The sequence below is a fragment of the Kribbella antibiotica genome (genome assembly GCF_004349055.1).
GTDB lineage: Bacteria > Actinomycetota > Actinomycetes > Propionibacteriales > Kribbellaceae > Kribbella > Kribbella antibiotica.
Genome location: NZ_SMKX01000049.1, coordinates 17,013 through 38,733 on the forward strand (window position 1 = coordinate 17,013; position 21,721 = coordinate 38,733).

Genomic DNA, 21,721 nt, shown 5'->3' on the forward strand with positions numbered 1-21,721 from the left:
GTTCCCGGTCATTTCCGGGGCCACTGCGCATTACCTTCCAGATCAGGTAAGTCGCGCGTAATCGCAAGCCGTCAGCCTGTTACTCAGATGACGACAAGGGGGATGCGATGACGCGACAGACCCGAGTCCGGATTGCCGATTTGCCCGCAGCGAAGCGGGCCCAATTGCTCGAGGCGCTGAAGGCCAAGCCTGCCGCCGAGACCACCGGTCCGAACCATTACGACGTAGTAATCATGGGCGGCGGCGTGGCCGGCCTGACCCTGGCCTTACATCTGCGAAAGGTTCGGCCCCAGCTCCGCCTCCTCGTGGTGGAGCGGCTGGAGCATCCGGTGCCGGAGACGACCCACAAGGTGGGCGAGTCGACGGTCGAGATCGCCGCGCACTACCTCCGGGACGTTCTCGGGCTCGGCGAGCATCTCGAACAGCGGCAGATCCGGAAGTTCGGCCTCCGGATGTTCTTCTCCAACCACGACAACACCGACATCACCCAGCGCGTCGAGCTCGGCAGCTCGGTCTTTCCGCCGCATGCGACGTACCAGCTCGATCGAGGGCGGCTCGAGAACGAACTCGGCCGGCTGTGCGTCGAGCAGGACGTCGAACTCGTGACGGGGAGCCGGGTCCAGCAGATCGATCTCGCCGCGGAGGGGACGCAGCACCGCCTCCGGGTGAGCGTGGGCGACGAGGAGCGTGAAGTGTCGGCCGGCTGGGTGGTCGATGCGACCGGTCGCAACCATCTGCTGCAGCGCAAGCTCGGTCTGCAGAAGGAGGTCGGCCATGCGGCGAACGCAGCCTGGTTCCGGGTCGGTCACCCGATCGACGTCAGCACCTGGACCGACGATGCCGACTGGCAGGGACGGGTCGAGGGCCGGCGCGAGTTGTCGACCAATCACCTGATGGGCCCGGGGTACTGGGTCTGGCTGATCCGGCTGGCCTCGGGGTCGATCAGCATCGGCATCGTCGCCGACGCCAAGCGGCACAGCTTCGACGAGTTCAACACCCTGGAACGCGCGCTGGTCTGGCTGGCCGAGCACGAGCCGCAGTGCCACGCGGAGCTCCGGCAGCACCTCGACAAGGTGCAGGACTTCCGGGTCATGAAGGACTACTCGTACAGCTGCGACCAGGTGTTCGACGGCAACGGCCGCTGGTGCCTCACCGGCGAGTCCGGGATCTTCCTCGACCCGCTTTACTCGCCCGGGCTGGATCTGATTGCCATCGGCAACAGTCTGGTGGTCGACCTGGTCGGCCGCTCGCTGGACGGCGAAGACGTCACGGCGGCGGCCGCGATCCACGACTCCCTGTTCCGGCGGATCGCCGAGATCTGGCTGGCGATCTACGAGAACCAGTACTCGCTGATGGGCAATGCCACGGTGATGAGCTCGAAGGTCATCTGGGACACGGCCTTCTACTGGGGCGTGTTCGGGTTGCTGTTCTTCCAGGACCGGTTCCGCCGGGTCGCGACCAGCCCGACGGTCGCGAACGATCTGGCCCGGCTCACCGGTGTCAGCAACCGGGTCCAGGCGTTCTTCCGCGAGTGGGCCGGGATCGAGGACCGCGAGCTCGAACCACGGTTCGTGGATCTGTACTCGCCGCTGAACTTCATGGTGAAGCTGCACGGCGGGATGGCCGACGAGCTGACCGACGCCCAGTTCGCCGAGCGGTTCGCAGCCAACACGCGGCTGTTCGAGCAGCTCGCGGGCCAGCTGATCAGCACGGTCATCGAGACCCACGGCGGCCGGTACGAGGACGACCACGTGGTCGCCCAGATCCAGGCCTGGCAGCGCGACCCGCTGATCGGCGAACTGGTCGCCGCCTATCGGCGCGACCGGCGCCGCAACCCGACCAGCGAGGGCTGGATGGTCCTCGGAGCCGGCAGCGCGACCAACCACGTATCGACCATCGAAGAGGTGACCTATGCCTGACATCGCCGGCCACTACGACGTCGCCATTCTCGGCGGCGGGATCACCGGACTGACCCTGGCGCTGCAGCTCAAGCAGACCGATCCCGGCCTCGAGGTCACGGTGATCGAGCGCAAGCAGCATCCGGTCGCCGAGGCCGCCCACAAGGTCGGCGAGTCCAGCGTCGAGGTGCAGGCGCACTACCTGCGCGACGTGCTCGGGCTCGAGGACCACCTCACCCACGAGCAGTTGCACAAGTTCGGCCTGCGGATGTTCTTCAGCCACGACGGCAACAAGGAGATCGCGCATCGGGTCGAGTACGGCCAGGTCGCGGCCGCCCCGCTGCCGTCGTACCAGCTGGACCGCGGCCGCCTCGAGAACCACCTGGGCGAGGTGATCGCCGAGCAGGGGGTCAGCTTCGTCCACAGCAAGGTGAGTGGGGTCGAACTCTCCGAGGACGGCAGCGACCACATCGTCGAGTACCACGACGACGACGGCTCGCACCGTATTGCGGCCCGCTGGGTCGTGGACGCGACCGGCCGGGCCGGACTGCTGAAGCGCAAACTCGACCTGGCCAAGCCGGTCGCGCACCGGGCGAACTCGGTCTGGTTCCGGATCGCGCACCAGGTCGACGTCCAGGGCTGGTCGGCCGACGAGGCCTGGCAGGAGCGCGTCTGCGATGGCCAGCGGAGGCTCTCGACCAACCACCTGATGGGGCCGGGCTATTGGGTCTGGTTGATTCCGCTGTCCTCGGGATCCACGAGCGTCGGGATCGTTGCCGAGGACAGCGCGCACACCTTCCAGGACTTCAACACCCTCGATCGGGCCCTGGACTGGCTGGTGGAGCACGAGCCGCAGTGTGCCGCGGAGGTTCTGGCGCACCGCGACAAGATCCAGGACTTCCGGGTGATGAAGGACTACGCGTACAGCTGTCAGCAGGTGTACTCGGAGAACCGCTGGTGCCTGACCGGCGAGGCGGGGGGTCTCGATCGACCCGCTGTACTCGTCCGGCGGCGACCTGATGGCGATCAGCAACGGCCTGATCACCGACCTCGTCGCCCGGGACCGGCGCGGCGAGGACATCGAGGACATTGCTGCCGCCCACAACCAGGTGTATCTCGTCCTGAGCGACATCTGGCTGGTCGCGTACGAGAACCAGTACCCGTTGATGGGCAACCCGAAGGTGATGGTCGCGAAGGTCATCTGGGACACGATCATCTACTGGGCCGTGCCGGGGCTGCTGTTCTTCCACGACAAGCTTCGCCGGCTCGGTGAGAGCCCCCGCGCCTTCGGGAATCTGCAGCGGACCTGGGAGCTGCACACCCGGGTCCAGCAGTTCCTGCGCGAGTGGCACGCGGTCGATTGCGAGCCGGCCTCGGACACCTTCGCCGACCCCTACAGCCTGCTGGACTGGATCGTCGATCTGCACAACGGGATGGCGGCAGGCCTGCCGGACGAGGAGCTCGAGGACCAGTTCACCAAGAACGTGATCCTGCTGGAGCAGTTGGCCGGTCAGTTGGTCACCACGGTCATCGACCAGCTCACGGCCCAGGGCATTGCTCCGGCGCAGGTCGATCGGTGGAATGCCGACGAGTTGCTGCAGGAGGTCGTTGCGCGGTTCCGTGAGTACGAAGTGATCAACCCGATCGACAGCGCCTGGATCACGCTCGGCAGCGAGCCCGCGGCGGTGGCGTCGTGACCGGCCTGCCGACCGACGTCGATGTTGCGATCCTCGGTGGGGGCGTGGCCGGTCTGACGCTGGCCCTGCAACTGCACAAGCAACGGCCGGGGACGCGGATCGCCGTACTGGAACGTCAGAACCATCCGGTGCCGGAGACGACGCACAAGGTGGGGGAGTCCACCGTCGAGATCGCCGGGTACTACCTGCGCCAGGTACTGGGCCTGCAGGAGCACCTGCGGACCGAGCAGCTGGACAAGTTCGGTCTGCGGGTCTTCTTCTCGAACGAAGGCAACGACGACATCACCCGCCGGGTCGAGCTCGGCCACTCGGTTCGTCCGCCTGGCGCGGTCGGCACCTATCAGCTCGACCGTGGCCGGCTGGAGAACGCCCTCGGCCGGATCCTCGTGGACGGCGGTGTCGACTTCCTGTCCGGCGTGAAGGTCGAGGCCGTCGAGCTGGAGCCGGAATCCGATCATCACCGGATCACCGTTCGCGACGCAGATGCCGTGGCCGGCGAGATCCGGGCCAAGTGGATCGTGGACGGGACCGGGCGGAGCGGGCTGCTCAAGCGCAAGCTGGGCCTGGCGAAGAAGGTCGGCCACCGGGCGAACGCCGTCTGGTTCCGGATCGCCCACCCGATCGACATCGACCTGTGGTCCGACGACCCGGACTGGCGCGGCCGGGTCGTCGAGGGGCGGCGCGAGCTGTCCACCAACCATCTGATGGGACCCGGCTACTGGGTCTGGCTGATCCGGCTCGGTTCCGGCGGGATCAGTATCGGCATCGTCACCGACGCCGACGTGCACCCGTTCGGGGAGATGAACACCTTCGACCGGGCGATGCAGTGGCTGACCGAACACGAGCCGCAGTGCGCGCGGATGATCGACGAGCACCGCGACAAACTGCAGGACTTCCGGATCATGCGGGACTACGCCTACAGCAGTGAGCAGGTGTTCTCCGGTGACCGCTGGTGCCTGGCCGGAGAGGCCGGCGTCTTCCTGGACCCGTTCTACTCACCGGGCCTGGATCTGATTGCCATCAGCAACGGTCTGATTGCGGACCTGGTCGGCCGGTCGCTCGACGGCGAGGACGTCGAGGAGCTCGCGGCGATCCACAACACGGTGTTCTTCCTGCTCACCGACGGCTGGCTGACCATCTACGAGAACCAGTATCCGCTGATGGGCAACGCCCGGGTGATGACCTGCAAGGTCGTCTGGGACACGGCCGTCTACTGGGCGGTGCCGGGTCTGCTCTTCTTCCAGGACAAGTGGCGGGTACTGGCCGACCACCCGGGCCTGCTGATGAACCTGGCCCGCTTCGGGACCACCAGCAAGGAGGTTCAGCGGTTCTTCCGGGAGTGGGGCGCGGTGGACGAGGCGTCGCCGGACCAGGCCCAGTTCACCCGCTTCTACGACTTCGACTTCATGCCGCGGCTGCACATCGGCATGACCGCCGATCTCGGCGAGACCGATCTGCAGGAGCGCTTCGACGAGAACGTCCGGTTCATCGACCAGTTGTCCGGCCAGATGATCGCCACCGTTCTCGCGGAGTTCGAGGCCGACACCGGCAACCACGCCAAGCAGGACCAGGCGCAGCGCTGGCGCAAGGACGAAATTCTGATGTCGCTGGTCGGCGTCTACGAAGCCGAGCACCCCGCTAACCCGGTCGACGACCACTGGATCACCCTCAGACCAACGGTCGAGACCGGTACCGGAGACAGCCGATGACCGCGAACACGCTCCCGGAAGACTCCTTGCTGCACGAGCGGATCACCCGGCTGCCGACCGACAAGCGCGCGCAGCTGCTGGCTCGCCTCCGGGCCGAGCCGGCCCGCGCGGAGACGCCATGGCTGACGCGGTTCTCGCGGGGTGATGCGCCGGGCGTCCGGATGTTCTGTTTCTCGTACGCCGGGAGCGGTGCCTCGATCTTCCGCGGTTGGACCGACGGTCTGCCGGCCGATGTCGACGTGTGGGCGGCGCAGCTGCCCGGCCGGGAGACCCGCGTAGGAGAGCAGCCGGTACGGCGGATGGGTCCGGTCATCGACGCGTTGCACGAAGCGATTCGTCCGCATCTGGATCAGCCGTTCGTGTTCTTCGGGCACAGCATGGGTGCGCTCGTCGCGTTCGAACTCGCCCGACGGTTGCGGAGCGCCGGTGACCCCGAGCCCGCGCACCTGTTCCTGGCCGCGTTCCGGGCCCCGCAGCTGGCCAACCCGAACATCAAGATCTACCACTTGCCGGACGAGGTGCTGAAGACCGTTCTGCTCAAGGAGGGAACGCCGCAACAGGTTCTCGAGAACGACGAACTGATGCGCGCGCTGCTGCCCACCCTGCGGGCGGACTTCGAGCTGTGCGACACCTACGAGTACGACGCCCAGCCGCCGCTGCGGATGCCGTTGTCCGTCTTCGGGGGACACCAGGACGTGCGGGTGGGCCGGAGCGATCTGGAGCCCTGGCAGGACCAGGTGGACGGCCCGTTCCGGCTGGCGATGATCCCCGGTTCGCATTTCTTCCTGCACAGCGCGCAGGACCTGCTGCTCGCCGAGCTGGTCCGCGACCTGAGGGCCACCGCACTCACAACTGTGCACCTAAAGGAAGGGAAACACGTCCATGACCGACCGATCGCCGGCTGACCGATCCCGCGAACCGATCGCGATCGTAGGAATCGGCTGCCAGTTTCCTGGTGCGAACGGCCCCGGAGCCTTCTGGGACCTGCTGTGCAACGGAACCGACGCCACCCGGGACCTGCCGGCCGACCGCTGGGAGACGGGCAAGTTCTACGATCCGGCCGGCGGCAAGCTCGGCAAGATGAGCACGTTCCACGGCGGCTTCCTGGACCGCATCGACGAGTTCGACGCGCAGTTCTTCGGCATCTCGCCGCGCGAAGCCATCTGGCTGGACCCGCAGCAGCGCCTGTTGCTGCAGGTGGCCTGGGAGGCCATGGAGGACGGCGGCCAGGTCGCGGACGAGCTGGCGGGGACCGACGTGGGCGTCTTCATGGGCGGCTTCACCCTCGACTACCAACTGCTCCAGAACTACGGCATCTACAGCCGCTACGAACTCCAGACCCACTCGGCCACCGGCATGATGATGACGATGCTGGCCAACCGGCTGTCGTACTCCTTCGACTTCAAGGGACCCAGCCTCGCAGTCGACACCGCGTGTTCGGGTTCGCTGGTCGCCGTCCACCTGGCAGCACAGGCGATCGCGAACGGCGAGTGCTCGATGGCGCTGGCCGGCGGGGTGAACGTCATGATCGCGCCGAACATGACGATTGCCGAGTCCAAGGGCGGATTCCTCGCACCCGACGGCCGCTCGAAGGCGTTCAGCGCGGCGGCCAACGGCTACGCCCGCGGCGAGGGCGCGGGGATCGTCGTACTCAAGCCGCTGCGTGATGCGCAGCGCAATGGCGACCCGATCTATGCACTGATCCGCGGTAGCTCGGTGTCGCAGGACGGGCACACCAACGGGATCACCGTGCCGAACGGCGATTCACAGGCGACCGCGATGCGCGCGGCGTACCAGCGGGCCGGCATCGCACCTCGCGACGTCCAGTACGTCGAAGCCCACGGAACCGGAACGCCCGTCGGCGACCCGATCGAGGCAGGCGCTATCGGGCGCGTCGTCGGTGCAGGTCGTGCCGACACCGACCGGGTGGTCATCGGCTCGGTCAAGACGAACATCGGTCACCTCGAGGCCGCCGCCGGTGTGGCCGGGCTGATCAAGACCGCGCTGTCCCTCAAGCACGGCCAGATCCCTGGCCAGCTGCACTTCAACGATCCCAACCCGGCCATCGACTTCGATCAGCTCGGGCTCCGGGTGCAGACGCAGCTCGGCAACTGGCCGGAGACCTCGGGACCGCGCTTCGCGGGAGTGAACTCGTTCGGGTTCGGCGGCACCAACGCACACGTCGTCCTCGAAGGACCACCCGCCGAGGTGGCTCCGACTCGGCGGCCACACGACCGGCGCTACCTGATCCCGCTGTCGGGACGCTCGCCCGAAGCACTCACCGCAGCTGCCGCATCGACAGCCGAACACCTGTCCGAGAACGCCGTACATCTGCAGGACGTCGGACACACCACCAGCCTGCGCCGAAGCCACCACGAGCACCGGCTCGCCGTCGTCGCGTCGACACCGGCCGACGCCACCAAGTACCTGCGTGAGTTCAGCGCCGGCCGCGCGACCAAGGGCGTGACATCCGGCCGGGCTGCCGCGGGCGGCAGGCCCAAGCTCGCGTTCGTCTTCTCCGGTATGGGTCCGCAATGGTGGGCGATGGCTCGGCAACTACTGACCACAGAGCCGGTGTTCCGGGCAGCGGTCGAGCGATGTGACAAAGAGCTGCGCAAGTACACCGACTGGTCGCTGCTCGACGAGATGCTCGCCACCGAGGACGCGTCGCAGATGGCCGAGACACGGATCGCTCAGACGGCGAACTTCGCCGTACAGGTCGGTCTGGCGGCGATGTGGCGGATGTGGGGCATCGAGCCCGACGGCATCGTCGGTCACAGCACCGGCGAGGTCGCCGCGCAGTACTTGTCCGGCGTGCTGTCGTTCGAGGACGCCGTGAAGGTGAACTACTACCGCAGCAGTCTGCAGCAGCGGGCCACCGGCACCGGCCGGATGCTCGCGGTCGGACTCACCCCGGAGACGCTCGACAAGGCAGTTGCCGACGCCGGACCACTGGTATCCGTTGCCGCGATCAACAGTCCGTCGGCGGTCACGCTGTCCGGCGACGCGGCGATCTTGGAGAGCATGGCCGCGCAGCTGGAGACCTTCGGCGTCTTCCACAAGTTCCTTGCTGTGAAGGTGCCGTACCACAGCCACTGCATGGACCCGCTGCGTGACGACCTGCAAGCCGGGCTCGCGGACCTGACCGCCAAGTCCGCGACCGTCCCGCTCTACTCCACAGTGACCGGTACGACGATCGACGGCGCCGGTGTGAATGCGCACTACTGGTGGCAGAACGTCCGTGCGACCGTGCTGTTCGCGTCCGCGTTCCGGGAGATGCTTGCCGACGGCTTCACCCACTTCGTCGAGATCGGCCCGCACCCGGTGCTGGCCGGGTCGATGAAGGAGCTCGCTGCCGAGCAGCAGGCAGAGGTGCTGGTCGTGCCGTCGCTGCGCCGGGACGAGGAGGACGACGCCGTCCTGCTCGGATCGCTCGGATCGCTCTATGCCCATGGGCAGGACGTGAAGTGGGAAGCCTTCTACGGCGACGGCGCGCACATTCAGCTGCCGACGTACCCGTGGCAGAAGAAGCGCTACTGGAACGAGTCGGTCGAGGCGCGTGAGGACCGCCATTACACGGAGGTCCATCCGTTGCTCGGCCAGCGGGTCAGCGGCAGTCAGCCTGCCTGGGAACGTGAATTCGGTGTCGGCGTGCTCCCCTACCTTGCCGATCACCGGATCCAGGGCACCACTCTCGTCCCGGGCGCCGCGATGATCGAGATGGCGCTGGCCGCGGCTCACGAGGTGTACGGCGACGACTGCTACACGGTCGAGAATCTCGAGTTCCGCAAGGCCGTCGTACTGCCGGAGACCGCCGACCCGAGGTTGCGGACGACCCTTCACCAAGAGTCGGGGCGAGTCGAGATCGCCGGCTACACCGCCACTGTTTCGGGTGATCGGACGTGGACAATCCACGCCACCGCGCAGCTCGGCCGACGGACGACTGCGCCGGCCCGACGGGATCTGGAGGCAGCGCGGGCGGCCTGCGACAACAACGTGTCGCGGGACGACTTCTACGACCGGTCCCGGCAGATGGGATTCGAGTACGGGCCGGTGTTCCAAGCAGTGCAGGACATCGTCAGCGGACCGGGCTCGGCCGTCGGCCGGGTTACTGTCCCCGAGCAGATCCGCGACGACCTTTCGTCGTACCGGTTCCACCCGGCGTTGATCGACGCCGCCTTCCAGGTCCTGCTGACGGCGGCGACGCCGCAGGGCGACGGTCCCGGTACGCCGTACCTGCCAGTCGGCGTGGACAGTATCGTCATCCACGAGCCGGCACAGGACGAGATGTTCGTCGTCGCCGAGGTGGTCCAGGCCGATGCCCGGGTCGTGGTCAGCGACCTTGCCCTCTGCGCCGCCGACGGCACGGTGCTGGCCGAGATCCGTGGCTTCCGCGCGCAGTCGTTGCAGGCCGCGTCGAACCAGAGCCTCGATCGTCTGGATCGCAATCTGCACGAGCTGTCCTGGCGAGAGCAGCCGCTCGACGCCGAGCCGGCCACGGAGCCGGACTCCGCCACCTGGGTTGTGTTCACCGATTCGTCCGGTGACGCCGTCCGGCGCCTGCGGGCGGCCGGCCGTCAGGTGATCTCTGTCGAGCACAACGCCGTGCCGAAACTGACCGAGACCGAGACCGGCGGTTACGTTCTCAACCCGGCGGATGCAGACCAGTACAAGCAGCTGTTCCACAAGCTGGGGCAAGAGGTGTCGGTCGGGAAGGTCCTGCACCTGTGGAGCCTCGATGCGCCGTTCGGTGCCGACATCTCGGTGGACGCACTGGAGGACAGCCAGCTGCTCGGTTCGGTCTCGGTGCTCAACCTCATGCATGCACTGGCCGCAGAGCTCAATCACCAACTGGCGCAGGTGTGGCTGGTGACGCGACAGGCCCAGGCGATCGATGGTGGACCGGTTGCGGTGGCGCAGGCCCCGATGTGGGGGATCGGCCGGCTGGTCGGCCACCAGGAGTTCCCGAGTCTGTGGGGCGGACTCGTCGACCTCGGGCCCGGCGATGACGCCGAGCAGTTGATCGCGGAGATCGACGCGGCCGCCGGTGAGGATCAGGTTGCCTACCGCAACGGCCAACGGTTCGTGGCCCGGCTCGCGCCGAGTACGCACCTCACCCCTCCGTTCCCGGTCCGCCTGCGACCCAACGGCAGCTACGTGATCACCGGCGGGCTTGGAACCCTCGGGCTCCTCGTCGCTCGCTTCCTGGTGGATCGCGGTGCACGCCATGTCGTGTTGATGGCAAGGACCGCCGTACCGACCCGGGACACCTGGCGTGAGCTGCCGGCCGACCATCCACAGCGTGGGCTGATCGACCAGCTTCTGAAGCTCGAGACGAGCGGCGCGACAGTGTCGTGCGTCGCGGTCGACTCGGCGGACGAGGATCAACTGCACAGCTGGTACGACGACCACCAGCGGAACCACCTGCCTCCGATCAGCGGCCTCATCCACACCGCAGGCGTGGTCGAGGACGAGCTGATGGTCCGGATGACGCGGGAGTCGTTCGACCGGGTCCTGCGGCCGAAGCTGCGGGCAGGTTGGCTGCTGCACCGGCTGTTCGCCGACGTACCGCTGGACTTCTTTGTCCTGTTCGGTTCCACCGGATCGGTGATCGCTTCGGCGGGCCAAGCGAACTACGCCGCAGCCAATGCGTTCCTGGACGGCTTGGCGGCCCACCGGCGCAGGCAAGGTCTGCCGGCGTTGACGATCGGCTGGGGGCCCTGGTCGATCGGCATGGTCGAGAAGCTGCAGCTCGAGCAGATGTACGCGCGCCGCGGCATCGAACTGATCACCCCGGAGGCGGGCACCCAGATCCTGGCGCGAGTCCTCAGCCAGCGCCCGGCCCATCTGGTGGCGATCACCGTCGACTGGCCGGCTGCCCGGGCGGCATCGATCGGTGCTCAGCTTCCGCCGATGTTCGCCGAGCTCGGCGTCAGCAGCGGCGACGAGCAGTCGTCGGAGTCGGCGGTCGACGCGGACTCGATCCTGGACGGCATCCGGCAGGCCTCCGAGGAGGAACGCGAGACGCTGCTCCGTGGCCTGCTGCGAGACATCGCGGCCACCGTGCTCAACCTGGATGCGGCCGATCTCGGAGACGAAGAGAACCTGAGCAACCTCGGCATCGACTCGATGATGGCCGTCGAGGTGAAGGCCCGGATCGACATCATGCTCCGGGTCGACATCCCGGTGCTCGACCTGCTCCAAGGAGTCAGTGTCGTCGAGCTGGCAGCGCGCATCCTGCCGCGGCTCGACCTCGAAGCGACCCCGGCCGATCAGCCGGAGACCGCCCCCGCTGCGGCGGAACCGAGCGACGACGAGCTGGATCAGCTCCTCGCCAGCGCCTCACCCGACGAGCTCGAAGCGCTTCTCGCCGAGCTCGAGCGCGAAGAAGGGATGGATCATGAGCCAGCTTCTTAGCCGGTTACGCCGGGCAGTCATGGGCGTACCGGACAGCGAAGCCACCGGGTTCAGTCGCGGTGACACGCCGAACTGGAACCACCTGAAGACCGTTGTCCGGTCAGCTGTCGGCGGATACCACGCGGTGCTCGACGGGCACCGGCTGGACGACCTGATCCCGCGGCTCGACCAGACTCCGCTGGAGTTCCGCGGCTACGCCTACGAGGGCGCGGCCATGGGGCTGACGGGGATGGATCTGTTCCTGCCCGGCTCCCGCCTGCAGCAGTACATCGACGGCCCCGGCAGCGCGCACATCTACATGGTGCACATCGGCGCGGGCGAGGCGTTGGGCAGGATGAAGCGCAAGCCCGAACCGTTCCTGGCCGAGCTGTCCGACCCTGCCCTGCGCTGGCTGGTGATGGACGGGTACGGGTTCCATGAAGGCTTCTTCAAGCCGGTCAAGTTCGTCCAGGCACAGCGGGTCCCATCGCACCTGTCACCCTTCGGCCGGCGCGTCTTCGACCAGGGCGTCGGACGCAGCATCTGGTTCGCGTCGGGCGCCGGCATCAGCGAGATCGCGCGAGTGATCGCGACCTTCCCCGCGCATCGGCATCCCGACCTCTGGCTCGGCGTCGGGGTTGCCTGCGGGTACGTCGGCGGTGTCGACCGGGCCGCGGTCGAGGAGCTGCGCGAGACCGCGGGCCGCCATCTCGCCCGCGTCGCAGTCGGTACGGCGTTCGTCGCCAAAGGCAGGATCCGTGCCGGCAACCCGATTCCCGGCACCGAGCTCGCGTGCGAGGTGCTGTGCGGAATGACGAGCCAGCAGGCGGCCGAGCACGTCGACGAGGCGTTCCGCGATCTGCCGGACAGCCCGGCACGACCGGCGTACGGCGTACTTCAGGATCGTCTGGAAGCCGTCTTCAGCCCAGTTGGACAGAGTCTGGGGGAGCCGGCATGAGCGTCGTGGGAACCCTGCTTCGGCCGGTCTTCGAGGTCACTCCGACCGACGTCCCGGTCCTGACCAGTGCAGACGGTCCGACCACCGAGCGGCTCAGCAAGGTCGTGTTCACCGTCACCGAATGCTGCGAGCTGAGCCTGGTGACCCGGCGCGACAAGCTGGCGGCCAAGCTCGACGCGTATCCCGAGGAACTGCTCGGGTTCGCCTATGAGGGCGCGGGGGTCGGGCTGGCCGCACTCGACGACCTGCTGCGGTGGAAGCAGCGCACGCTGGCTTTCGTCGAGGGACCTGCGCGCGACTACATCTTCGCGGTGTACCTGGGCGCCGGTATGGGCCTTGCCCGGTTGCACCGCAATCCGGAGCCGTTCCGCCGCAAGCTCGACGACCCGGTGATGGGCTGGGCCGTGCTCGACGGGTACGGCTTCCACGAAGCCTTCTTCGCCTACCGCAAGCACGTGCAGGAGCGGGCCACGCCGCGACACCTCAGCGGCTATGGCCTGCGGGCATTCGACCACGGTGTCGGACGCGGCCTGTGGTTCGCGACCGGCGCCGATCCCAAGCGGGTGCACGCCACGATCGACGGATTCCCGTCGTACCGGCAGGGTGACCTGTGGGCCGGGATTGGCCTGGGCTGTGGCTACACCGGTGGTGTTGACGAGCAGGCGCTCGAAACCCTGCGCGCGCTGGCCGGCAGGCATCTGCCGCGGCTGGCCGAGGGGGTCGTCGTCGCCGCCCGCGCGCGCCATCAGGTCGGCAACCCGGGCGACACCGTCGAGCTCGCCTCGCGCGTGATCTGCGGACTGAACAGCCAGGAAGCCGCCGAGATCGCCCGGACCGCACTGGACGATCTGCCGACCGACGACATCGAGCCCGCCTACGAAGTCTGGCGGCAGCGCATTCGCTCCCAATTCCCGCATCCGTCCCAGGGGGATCACTCATGACGCAATCTCAGATGGCCGTGCACTTCTTCCTTCAGCTCGCGATCATCCTGGCCGCCTGCCGGGTGGTCGGCCTGCTGGCCCGCAGGATCGGGCAGCCGCAGGTCGTCGGCGAGATGATCGCGGGGGTCCTGCTCGGACCCTCCCTGTTTGGGCTGATCGCGCCGAACTGGCAGCAGGACCTGTTTCCCAAGGGCCCGTCGATGACGATCCTCTACGCGGCCAGTCAGGTCGGGCTGGTGCTGTACATGTTCCTGATCGGTCTGGACTTCGACACGAGCCTGATCAGACACCGGGTGCCGAGCGCGATCTCGATCTCGCTGGCCGGTGTCACCGTGCCGCTGATCCTCGGATCGCTCGTCGCGCTGCTGCTGATCCAGGACGACGGGAAGTTCTTCGCCGGTGGGGTGAAGCCTTGGCAGGCAATGCTTTTCATGGGCGCGGCCATCGCGATCACCGCGTTCCCGATGCTCGCGCGGATCATCTTCGAACGCCGTTTGTCCGGTACGTCGCTCGGCACGCTCGCACTGGCTGCGGGGGCGACCGACGACGCGATCTCGTGGTGCCTGTTCGCCATCGTGATGGCCGTGTTCAAGCACGACCCGATGATCGCCGTCCTCGCGGTCGGAGGCGGTCTGTTGTACGTGCTCACCGTCCTGACGGTCGGGCGGCGGCTGTTGCAGCGCTTCATCGGTGACCGAGCAGACCGGCAGGGCACCGTCAGCTCTCCGATGTTCGCCGTGATCCTGATGCTGCTGATGTGTGCGGCCTGGTTCACCGACTTCGTCGGCATCTACGCGATCTTCGGTGCCTTCGTCCTCGGCGTGGCGATGCCGCGGGGCATCGTGGCGACCGAGGTCCGGCGCTCGCTGGAACCGGTCGTGACGAACTTCCTGCTGCCGCTGTTCTTCGTCTTCTCCGGGCTCAACACCCAGATCGGACTGGTCAACAGCGTGGGTCTGCTGGCGCTTGGCGTGCTGATCCTGGTTGCCTCCGTGCTCGGAAAGGGCGTCGCCTGCTACTTCGCGGCCCGGCTGAACAAGGAACCGAAACGCGAGGCGCTCGCGATCGGGAGCCTGATGAACGCCCGCGGCCTGATGGAGCTGATCCTGCTGAACATCGGGTTGCAGGCCGGCCTGATCACGCCGACCCTGTTTACCCTCCTGGTGATGATGGCGATCGTCACGACGCTGATGGCCTCGCCGCTGTTCCAGCACTTCTACGGCCGGTTCCGCAAGCTGCCCGAGCCGGAGACCACAGCTCCCGTTGTGGTTGCCAATAGCAACGGTGCGGTTGATCTGACGCCGGCGGTCAGGGGAGCGGAACGATGAGACTGCCACTCGGAAAGCTGCTCAAGCCGGTCTTCCCGCTGTCCGCCGAGGCCTTCCCCAAGATGGCCGCCGAGCGGTTCGGCGCCCAGGAGGACATGGACAAGACCTGGCTCACCTTCGAGCCGGTCGCCCGCACCCTGGTCGACACCTTCTACACGACCCTCGACGATCCGCGGCACAGCGTGCTCGTGCCGCACCTGGAGTCGATCGAACCCGAGCTCCGCGGAATCGCCTATGAGGGCGCCGGGATGGGCCTGATGCTGCTCGACAGCCTGTTCCCGAACAAGAAGCGGCTGCCGGAATTCATCCACGGCCCAGGTGCATCGTACCGGTGTTTGATCTACATCGGCGCGGGGCTGGTGCTGCCGCGGGTGCCGATCAGCCCGAAGCGGTTCCTCGCGCAGCAGGATCCGTTGCTGCGCTGGCTGGTGATGGATGGGTACGGGTTCTATCAGAGCTTCTTCGCCTGGCAGGAGACCGTCGAGAAGCACCAGGTGCCGAGGTCGGTCCGGGGCTACGCCAAGCGCGGCTTCGATCAAGGTGTCGGCCGTAGCCTGTGGTTCTCGACCGGTGCGAACGTCGAGCGGATCATTGCCACGATCAACGGTTTCCCGGCCGACCGGCAGGGCGACATCTGGAGTGGCATCGGCCTGGCCTGTGCGTACGCCGCCGGGGTGATGGACCGCGGTGCCATCGAGACCCTCTTCGAGGCCGCCGGCCGGCACCGGTCCAGCCTGGCGGTCGGAAGCGCGATTGCGTCGATCTTCCGCGAGCAGTCCGGTCAGAATGCCAAACACACCGACCTTGCGTGCGACGTCATCTGGGGCGAGGACGCCAACGCGGTCGCGGTGATTGCTCATCAGGCCGGCCTCGGTCTTACCCACGACGGCCCGGAGCCGGCGTACGAAGTGTGGCGCCAGAACATCGGCAAGGTCTGGACCCGTACGCCGGTCGTCCGGCCCACCGTGACGGAGGTCGGAGCATGAGTGTCATCGGCCAGGCTCGGCGCCGGATGTTCGGGATTCCGTCGGCCAAGGCGGTGTTCTCGCGGCCGGGGTTCGCGCCCGCAGCCTGGGACCGGTTCGCGCCGGTGGCGATCAACCTGATGGAGGGGTACCACGCGACCCTCGAGGATCCGCGGCTGTCCACACTGCAGAAGCGGCTCGACGCGGTCGAACCGGAGTTCCAGGGCTTCGCGTATGAGGGCGCCGGGATGGGGCTGGCCGCGCTCGATGCGGTTGCGCCGTGGAAGAACCGGCTCAAGGCTTTCGTCGACGGGCCGGGGGCGGCTCACATCTATCCGATCTATGTTGGCGTCGGGCTTGCCTACGCCCGACTTCGCCGTACGCCGGAAGCCAACCTCGCGGGCCTGGATCCGTTGCTGGGTTGGGTTACTGCCGACGGGTACGGCTTCCACGAGGCGTTCTTCCGGCGGAGTCGCTTCGTCGATCAGCACGAGGTGCCGATCCGGTTGTCGCACTACGGACGGCGGTTCTTCGACCAGGGGATCGGCCGGGCGCTGTGGTTCTCCAGCGGTGCCTCGGTGGACCGGGTGGTCCAGCAGATCGGGGGATTCCCGGTCGCCCGGCACGCCGACTTGTGGAGCGGTGTCGGCCTTGCATCGGCGTACGGCGGGGGTGCGGACCCGGAGGAGCTGCGGTCGTTGCTGGCCCGGATGCGGCTGTTCCAGCCGCAGCTTGCTCGCGGCGCCGCAACCGCGGCGTGGGGCCGTGAACACGCAGGTAACCAGGCAGCGCATACCGACCTGGCTTGTCAGATCTACTGCGGCCGCAGCGGTCGGGAGGCGTCCGCCGCCCTGGAGGAAGCCGCCCGCAACCTGCCCGTGGTGAGTGTCGAACCGGTCTACGAGATCTGGCGCCGCCGGACGGAACAAAGCCTCGCCGCCTAGCTCGACCGCCGCCTTAACGAAAGGAACCGACGTGTACGACGCGATCGTGATCGGTGCCCGGGTTGCCGGCGCCCCGACCGCAATGCTGCTGGCCAAGAAGGGGTACCGGGTGCTGTTGCTCGACCGGGCCACCTTCCCGAGCGACACCGTCTCGACCCACATGATCACCGTCGAAGGCAGCGCGTACCTGAAGCGCTGGGGCATGATCGGGCAGATCGAGGCCTCCGGCTGCCCGCCGGTGCGCAACATCGTGCTGGACGTGGATTTCCCGCGCTACGGGCACTTCACGCTGACTGGCTTCCCGTACCCCGACGAGGACGGGTTCGGCGCCATCTACGCTCCCAAGCGGACGGTGCTCGACAAGCTGCTCGTCGATGCGGCCGCAGCGGCCGGGGTCGTCGTACGGCAGGGCTTCTCGGTTCGTGAGGTGCTCACCGACGGGGACCGGGTGATCGGCGTCCGGGGGCGTGGTCCCAGCGGGATCACCGTCACCGAGCACGCAAAGATCGTGATCGGTGCCGACGGCCTGCGGTCGGTCGTCGCCGAGACCGTGCAGGCGCCGGAGTACTTCGTCGTACCGCCGAAGGCCTTCGGGTACTACACGTACTGGGAGAACGTCGAGCTGGCCGGGCTGGAGTTCTACACCCGGCCCGGGTCCACCGTGATCGCCTTTCCGACCCACGGCAACGAAGCCGCGGTGTTCATCGAGCGGCCCGAGCGGGACTTCGCCGACTTCAAGACCGACGTCCAGGCCAGTTACCTCGCGACGGTGAACAAGATCGCGCCGGATCTCGGCAGCCGGATCGCAGGCGGACGGTTGGTACAGAAGCTGAAGGGAGCGGGCAGCCGGCCGAACTTCTTCCGGCGGCCGTACGGTCCCGGCTGGGCGCTGGTCGGCGATGCAGGTGTCCACAAGGACCCGATCACCGCGCAGGGGATCACCGACGCGTTCCGCGACGCCGATCTGCTCGCGGAGGCGATCGACGCCGGCTTCTCCGGGCGCAAGCCGATCGAGACGGCGATGCGTAGCTATGAGTACAAGCGCAACCAGGCGCTCAAGCCGCTCTACGACTTCATCGTCGACCATGCCGCGATGGATCCGTTCGAGGACGGCTTCCAGGACGTGCTGAACGCGATGCGCGGCAACCAGGACGCCATCAACCAGTTCTTCGGCGTCATCCAGAACACCGTCCCCTGGGAGGAGTTCTTCACGCCGTCGAACCTGTCGCAGCTGATGGGCCTGACCGAGGAGATCGAATTGGCGGAGGCAGTCTGATGACCTATGTGATCACGCAAGCGTGTATCGGGAGCAAGGACACCGCGTGCTGGGACGCCTGCCCGGCCGACGCCATCCACCCCAGCCCGAACAAGTCCGAGTTCGCCGACCACGAGCAGATGTACATCGACCCGACCGAGTGCATCGACTGCGGGGCCTGCGAGCCGGCCTGCCCGGTCGAGGCGATCTACCCCGAGGACGAGGTCCCGGACGAGTGGGCGGACGCGACCGCCGTGAACGCCGACTTCTTCGCGAGCCCGGCCTGTAACACCGCGTCGAACTAACTTTCACGCCGAGTAAGCCAGCCGGAAGTCACCGGTCCTACCGTCATCCTCAGGGCCCCGTGTGTGCCCTGAGGTCGTGACGACCTGGAGGAAGGAAACAAGGCCATGACCATGACCGTCGGAGAACTCTTCGAGGCCCTCTCGACCCGGTTCGACAGCGATGCCGCTGCCGGTCTGAACCGGACGCTGCAATGGAAGATCACCGATGAGGACCCGGGAGTCTGGGCCTTCGAGATGGCCGACGGCCAGGGCCGCCTCATCCCGGGCGGCGTCGACGCCCCCGACACCACCTTCACCACCACCGGCGCGACCTGGATGGCGATCGCCGAGGGCCGCCAAGACGCCATGCGGGCGTTCATGACCGGGAAGCTGAAGGTCAAGGGGGACATGATGCTCGCGATGAAAGTGCCGAAGCTCTTCCGGACCGGTTTCTGACGGCGACGACCCAGAGGAGCTGAGCACCATGGCACAGTTGACCGAAGCCACGACAGACCCCGAGAAGGCCCGCCTCGAGCGGATCGCCGAACTCACCGACCCGGCCACCATCCGCTACCTCGAGACGATCGGGGTGAAGGAGGGCTGGACCTGCGCCGAAGTCGGCGCCGGAGCCGGCTCGATCGCCCGCTGGCTGTCGAACCGGGTGGGCCATTTCGGCAAGGTTCATGCCATCGACATCGACCCGGGGATGATGGACGGGATCACCGCGCCGAACCTCGAGGTGCGCGACCAGGACATCTCCGAGACCCCGCTCGACGAGGGCACGTACGACCTGGTGCACTGCAAGATCCTGCTGATGCACCTCGCGGATCGCGAGCGGGTCATCGGCGAGTTCGCCCGGGCCCTCAAGCCGGGCGGCTACCTCCTGGTCGAGGAGGCGGACATCCGCAGTATCCAGCGGGTCGATCCGCCGTCGCCCCTGCTGACCCGGGCCGCCGCCGCGCTCGAGACGTTCTTCTACTTCGGCGGAGCCGACCCGGGTTACGGAATGAAGCTGCTCCCGGCAGTACGCCGTACCGGGTTGAAGGTGCTGGGCACCGACTGCCAGCTGACCGCCGTCCAGGCCGGTACGCCGGAGATCGCGACCATCTCGATGAGCCTGGCGAAGCTGGCTCCGATGATCGTCACGGCCGGGCTGATGGGCCAGAAGGAGATCGAGGCCGCGTTCGACCAGCTCGAGCAGCCCTCGGACACCGTCATCTACACGCCGACGACCGTGTCGGTGTGGGCCCAGCGCAGCGACGCCTAGGAAGGACGCAGACCATGCTCTACGTAGTGATCGCGTACGACGGCACCGAGCCGGGCACCTTCGAGCGCCGGATGCTGGTCCGCCCGGCCCACATGGCAGGAGGCGAAAAGATGATGCAGGACGGCTCGTTCAAGTTCGGCGGCGGCATTCTCGACGGCGCCGGAAAGATGGCCGGCGGCGTCCTGATCGTCGACTTCGAGAGCCGTGCCGAGATCGACGAGTGGCTCGAGAACGAGCCCTACATCCTGAACAAGGTGTGGAGCCGGGTCGAGGTCCATCCCTTCCTCGTCCCCCCGCAGTTCCGCAGCCTGTTACCCGAACACCGGCCCGAGCCGGTCGCCGGCTAGGGCGTTTCTCTTGGTTCCCCGCCTACTGCGCTGCACTCGGCACGGCACCTCGCCGCACTGGAGGAAAGGCCACGATGGAAAAGCATCGAGGCCTCCCCTCCAGCACACCGAGCCACCGCACCGAGCACATGCTCGCTACGGCGCGGAACCAAGAGAAACACCCTGGACCGCCCGCCCGCTGTCCGAACCGTCCCACCACTCAGCCCCCACGGACCGTGGGGGCGTCTGCCCCAATCGGAGAGCTCTGGAAATGAACACCACCGACACCTCACGACGTACCGGCTTACTGACCTTGCTGGTCACCAGTCTGGGATCGTTCATGGTCCTCCTGGACGGGTCGATCATCTTCGTTGCCCTGCACGAGATCCAGAAGGATCTGGGCGGAGCGCTGTCCCAGCTGCAGTGGACCGTCGACGCTTACACGCTGCCGTTCGCGGCGCTGATGCTGACCGCCGGAACCCTCGGCGACCGGCTGGGCCGGAAGAAGGTCTTCCTCGCCGGTCTGGTCCTGTTCGTGCTCGGATCCGCCCTGTGCGGGTTTGCCCCCTCGGTCGGTCTGCTAATTGCCGGCCGGGTCGTGCAGGGGCTCGGCGCCGGAGCGATCAGCACCGGCAGCTTGTCACTGCTCGTCTCGACCTTCACCGACCCGGCCGGACGGGCCAAGGCCATCGGCATCTGGACCGCGGTGTCCGGAGTGTCGATCGCCCTCGGCCCGCTGCTGGGCGGCATTCTGATCGAGTCCTTCAACTGGCAGGCGATCTTCCTGCTGAACGTGCCGATCGGCATCATCGCGCTGCTGCTCGGCGTGCCGCGCCTGATCGACTCCAAGAACCCGTCCGCACGTGGCATCGACCTGCCGGGCCAGGTCCTGGCCGCGGGTGGTTTGTTCTGCCTGGTGCTCGGTCTGATCGAGGCCGGGCGGAAGGGCTGGGGCTCGCCGGAGATCCTGGCCCTGCTCGGTGGCGCGGTCGTCCTGCTCGGCGGGTTCCTGGCTGTGGAGCTGCGCAGCAAGGAGCCGTTGCTTCCGCTGGAGCTGTTCCGCAATCGCACGTTCGCCACGGCCTGCCTGATCGCGTCCCTGCTCGGGTTCGTGATCGTCGGTGTCATGTTCTTCATGGCGCAGTACTTCCAGGCTGTGCAGCAGCATGACGCGCTGTCGACGGGTCTGCGGCTGCTGCCGCTGACCCTGGGCATCTTCTTCCTGTCGCCGCCGGCCAGCCGGATCGCGGCGAAGAAGGGTCCGCGCATCCCGATCATGGTGGGCGCTCTGGTGGCGACGGCCGGCTTCTTCCTGCTGTCGACGATCGAGCCCACCTCCAGCTTCGGCAGTGTCTGGTGGAAGCTGGCTCTGGTCGGTGTCGGGATCGGCTGCATGTTCGCTCCGCTGACCCTGGCAGTGATGGCGTCGACGCCGCCACAGCGCGCCGGGCTCGGCTCGTCGATGATCAACACCACCCGGATCACCGGCTTCACGGCTGGGGCCGCCGTACTGGGCACGATCGTCGCCAGTCAGACGGATGGTCCGGGCGCGGGTGGCCCGGGTGCCCTGGTGGATGCCTTCCACACGGTGTTCTACATCTGCTCGGGTGCCACGATCCTCGCCTTCGTCGTCGCGGCGGCCACGATGGTCCGCGGCCGGCTGCCCGGTCCTGGGCAAGCTCCCGGCGCGGCAGCGGCCGCACCCGGAGCCAACCAGGCCGCGCGGTGACATCCTGACGACAAGGTGAACAAG

At 67.4% G+C, this 21,721-nt stretch carries 17 protein-coding genes; all 17 read left to right on the forward strand.

Annotated features, from left to right (window positions below; translation table 11 throughout):
- Positions 1 to 107: 107 nt before the first annotated feature.
- The 17 genes from E1263_RS18480 (at position 108) to E1263_RS18555 (ending at position 21,697) form a co-directional block, all read left to right on the forward strand.
- A complete protein-coding gene (locus E1263_RS18480; RefSeq protein ID WP_132168966.1) occupies positions 108 to 1,919 on the forward strand; it encodes an NAD(P)/FAD-dependent oxidoreductase in 1,812 nt (603 codons plus the stop codon).
- Positions 1,912 to 3,171: an NAD(P)/FAD-dependent oxidoreductase gene (locus E1263_RS18485; RefSeq protein ID WP_202868949.1), complete on the forward strand. Its 1,260-nt coding sequence runs from the start codon at positions 1,912 to 1,914 to the stop codon at positions 3,169 to 3,171. The genes E1263_RS18480 and E1263_RS18485 overlap by 8 nt, the downstream gene beginning before the upstream one ends.
- Positions 3,083 to 3,595 carry a hypothetical protein gene (locus tag E1263_RS43300; RefSeq protein WP_202868950.1) on the forward strand — a complete coding sequence of 171 codons (513 nt, stop codon included), beginning with the start codon at positions 3,083 to 3,085 and terminating at the stop codon, positions 3,593 to 3,595. Before E1263_RS18485 ends, E1263_RS43300 begins: the two co-directional genes overlap by 89 nt.
- Positions 3,592 to 5,304 carry an NAD(P)/FAD-dependent oxidoreductase gene (locus E1263_RS18490; RefSeq protein ID WP_132168968.1) on the forward strand — a complete coding sequence of 571 codons (1,713 nt, stop codon included), beginning with the start codon at positions 3,592 to 3,594 and terminating at the stop codon, positions 5,302 to 5,304. Before E1263_RS43300 ends, E1263_RS18490 begins: the two co-directional genes overlap by 4 nt.
- On the forward strand, positions 5,301 to 6,209 hold the full coding sequence (locus tag E1263_RS18495; protein ID WP_132168970.1) for a thioesterase II family protein: 909 nt from the start codon (positions 5,301 to 5,303) through the stop codon (positions 6,207 to 6,209). Before E1263_RS18490 ends, E1263_RS18495 begins: the two co-directional genes overlap by 4 nt.
- Positions 6,187 to 11,721 carry a type I polyketide synthase gene (locus E1263_RS18500; protein WP_132168972.1) on the forward strand — a complete coding sequence of 1,845 codons (5,535 nt, stop codon included), beginning with the start codon at positions 6,187 to 6,189 and terminating at the stop codon, positions 11,719 to 11,721. Before E1263_RS18495 ends, E1263_RS18500 begins: the two co-directional genes overlap by 23 nt.
- Positions 11,705 to 12,658 (forward strand): DUF1702 family protein, encoded by a 954-nt coding sequence (locus E1263_RS18505; RefSeq protein ID WP_132168974.1) that lies wholly within the window; start codon positions 11,705 to 11,707, stop codon positions 12,656 to 12,658. The genes E1263_RS18500 and E1263_RS18505 overlap by 17 nt, the downstream gene beginning before the upstream one ends.
- Entirely contained in the window at positions 12,655 to 13,599 is a 945-nt protein-coding gene (locus tag E1263_RS18510) for a DUF1702 family protein (RefSeq protein WP_132168976.1), read from the forward strand. Before E1263_RS18505 ends, E1263_RS18510 begins: the two co-directional genes overlap by 4 nt.
- On the forward strand, positions 13,596 to 14,927 hold the full coding sequence (locus E1263_RS18515; protein ID WP_132168978.1) for a cation:proton antiporter: 1,332 nt from the start codon (positions 13,596 to 13,598) through the stop codon (positions 14,925 to 14,927). Before E1263_RS18510 ends, E1263_RS18515 begins: the two co-directional genes overlap by 4 nt.
- Complete coding sequence (locus tag E1263_RS18520) at positions 14,924 to 15,913, forward strand: DUF1702 family protein (protein WP_132168980.1); 990 nt, start codon at positions 14,924 to 14,926, stop codon at positions 15,911 to 15,913. Before E1263_RS18515 ends, E1263_RS18520 begins: the two co-directional genes overlap by 4 nt.
- Positions 15,910 to 16,836, forward strand: coding sequence for a DUF1702 family protein (locus tag E1263_RS18525; RefSeq protein WP_132168981.1), 927 nt, complete (start codon positions 15,910 to 15,912; stop codon positions 16,834 to 16,836). The genes E1263_RS18520 and E1263_RS18525 overlap by 4 nt, the downstream gene beginning before the upstream one ends.
- Positions 16,837 to 16,867: 31 nt before the next feature.
- Complete coding sequence (locus E1263_RS18530; RefSeq protein WP_132168983.1) at positions 16,868 to 18,112, forward strand: NAD(P)/FAD-dependent oxidoreductase; 1,245 nt, start codon at positions 16,868 to 16,870, stop codon at positions 18,110 to 18,112.
- Positions 18,112 to 18,396, forward strand: a complete 285-nt coding sequence (locus E1263_RS18535) for a 4Fe-4S dicluster domain-containing protein (RefSeq protein WP_132168985.1) — start codon at positions 18,112 to 18,114, stop codon at positions 18,394 to 18,396. Before E1263_RS18530 ends, E1263_RS18535 begins: the two co-directional genes overlap by 1 nt.
- A gap of 105 nt (positions 18,397 to 18,501) precedes the next feature.
- Positions 18,502 to 18,831 carry an SCP2 sterol-binding domain-containing protein gene (locus tag E1263_RS18540; protein WP_132168987.1) on the forward strand — a complete coding sequence of 110 codons (330 nt, stop codon included), beginning with the start codon at positions 18,502 to 18,504 and terminating at the stop codon, positions 18,829 to 18,831.
- A gap of 28 nt (positions 18,832 to 18,859) precedes the next feature.
- A complete protein-coding gene (locus E1263_RS18545; protein WP_132168989.1) occupies positions 18,860 to 19,642 on the forward strand; it encodes a class I SAM-dependent methyltransferase in 783 nt (260 codons plus the stop codon).
- 14 nt (positions 19,643 to 19,656) lie between these two features.
- Complete coding sequence (locus tag E1263_RS18550) at positions 19,657 to 19,989, forward strand: YciI family protein (protein ID WP_132168991.1); 333 nt, start codon at positions 19,657 to 19,659, stop codon at positions 19,987 to 19,989.
- Positions 19,990 to 20,239: 250 nt separating this feature from the next.
- Complete coding sequence (locus E1263_RS18555; protein ID WP_132168993.1) at positions 20,240 to 21,697, forward strand: MFS transporter; 1,458 nt, start codon at positions 20,240 to 20,242, stop codon at positions 21,695 to 21,697.
- Positions 21,698 to 21,721 lie beyond the last annotated feature (24 nt).

Coding starts and splice junctions, on each gene's coding strand:
- E1263_RS18480 (WP_132168966.1), top strand. CDS start 108: ATGACGCGACAGACCCGAGTCCGGATTGCCGATTTGCCCGCAGCGAAG.
- E1263_RS18485 (WP_202868949.1), top strand. CDS start 1,912: ATGCCTGACATCGCCGGCCACTACGACGTCGCCATTCTCGGCGGCGGG.
- E1263_RS43300 (WP_202868950.1), top strand. CDS start 3,083: ATGGTCGCGAAGGTCATCTGGGACACGATCATCTACTGGGCCGTGCCG.
- E1263_RS18495 (WP_132168970.1), top strand. CDS start 5,301: ATGACCGCGAACACGCTCCCGGAAGACTCCTTGCTGCACGAGCGGATC.
- E1263_RS18500 (WP_132168972.1), top strand. CDS start 6,187: ATGACCGACCGATCGCCGGCTGACCGATCCCGCGAACCGATCGCGATC.
- E1263_RS18505 (WP_132168974.1), top strand. CDS start 11,705: ATGAGCCAGCTTCTTAGCCGGTTACGCCGGGCAGTCATGGGCGTACCG.
- E1263_RS18510 (WP_132168976.1), top strand. CDS start 12,655: ATGAGCGTCGTGGGAACCCTGCTTCGGCCGGTCTTCGAGGTCACTCCG.
- E1263_RS18515 (WP_132168978.1), top strand. CDS start 13,596: ATGACGCAATCTCAGATGGCCGTGCACTTCTTCCTTCAGCTCGCGATC.
- E1263_RS18520 (WP_132168980.1), top strand. CDS start 14,924: ATGAGACTGCCACTCGGAAAGCTGCTCAAGCCGGTCTTCCCGCTGTCC.
- E1263_RS18525 (WP_132168981.1), top strand. CDS start 15,910: ATGAGTGTCATCGGCCAGGCTCGGCGCCGGATGTTCGGGATTCCGTCG.
- E1263_RS18535 (WP_132168985.1), top strand. CDS start 18,112: ATGACCTATGTGATCACGCAAGCGTGTATCGGGAGCAAGGACACCGCG.
- E1263_RS18540 (WP_132168987.1), top strand. CDS start 18,502: ATGACCATGACCGTCGGAGAACTCTTCGAGGCCCTCTCGACCCGGTTC.
- E1263_RS18545 (WP_132168989.1), top strand. CDS start 18,860: ATGGCACAGTTGACCGAAGCCACGACAGACCCCGAGAAGGCCCGCCTC.
- E1263_RS18550 (WP_132168991.1), top strand. CDS start 19,657: ATGCTCTACGTAGTGATCGCGTACGACGGCACCGAGCCGGGCACCTTC.
- E1263_RS18555 (WP_132168993.1), top strand. CDS start 20,240: ATGAACACCACCGACACCTCACGACGTACCGGCTTACTGACCTTGCTG.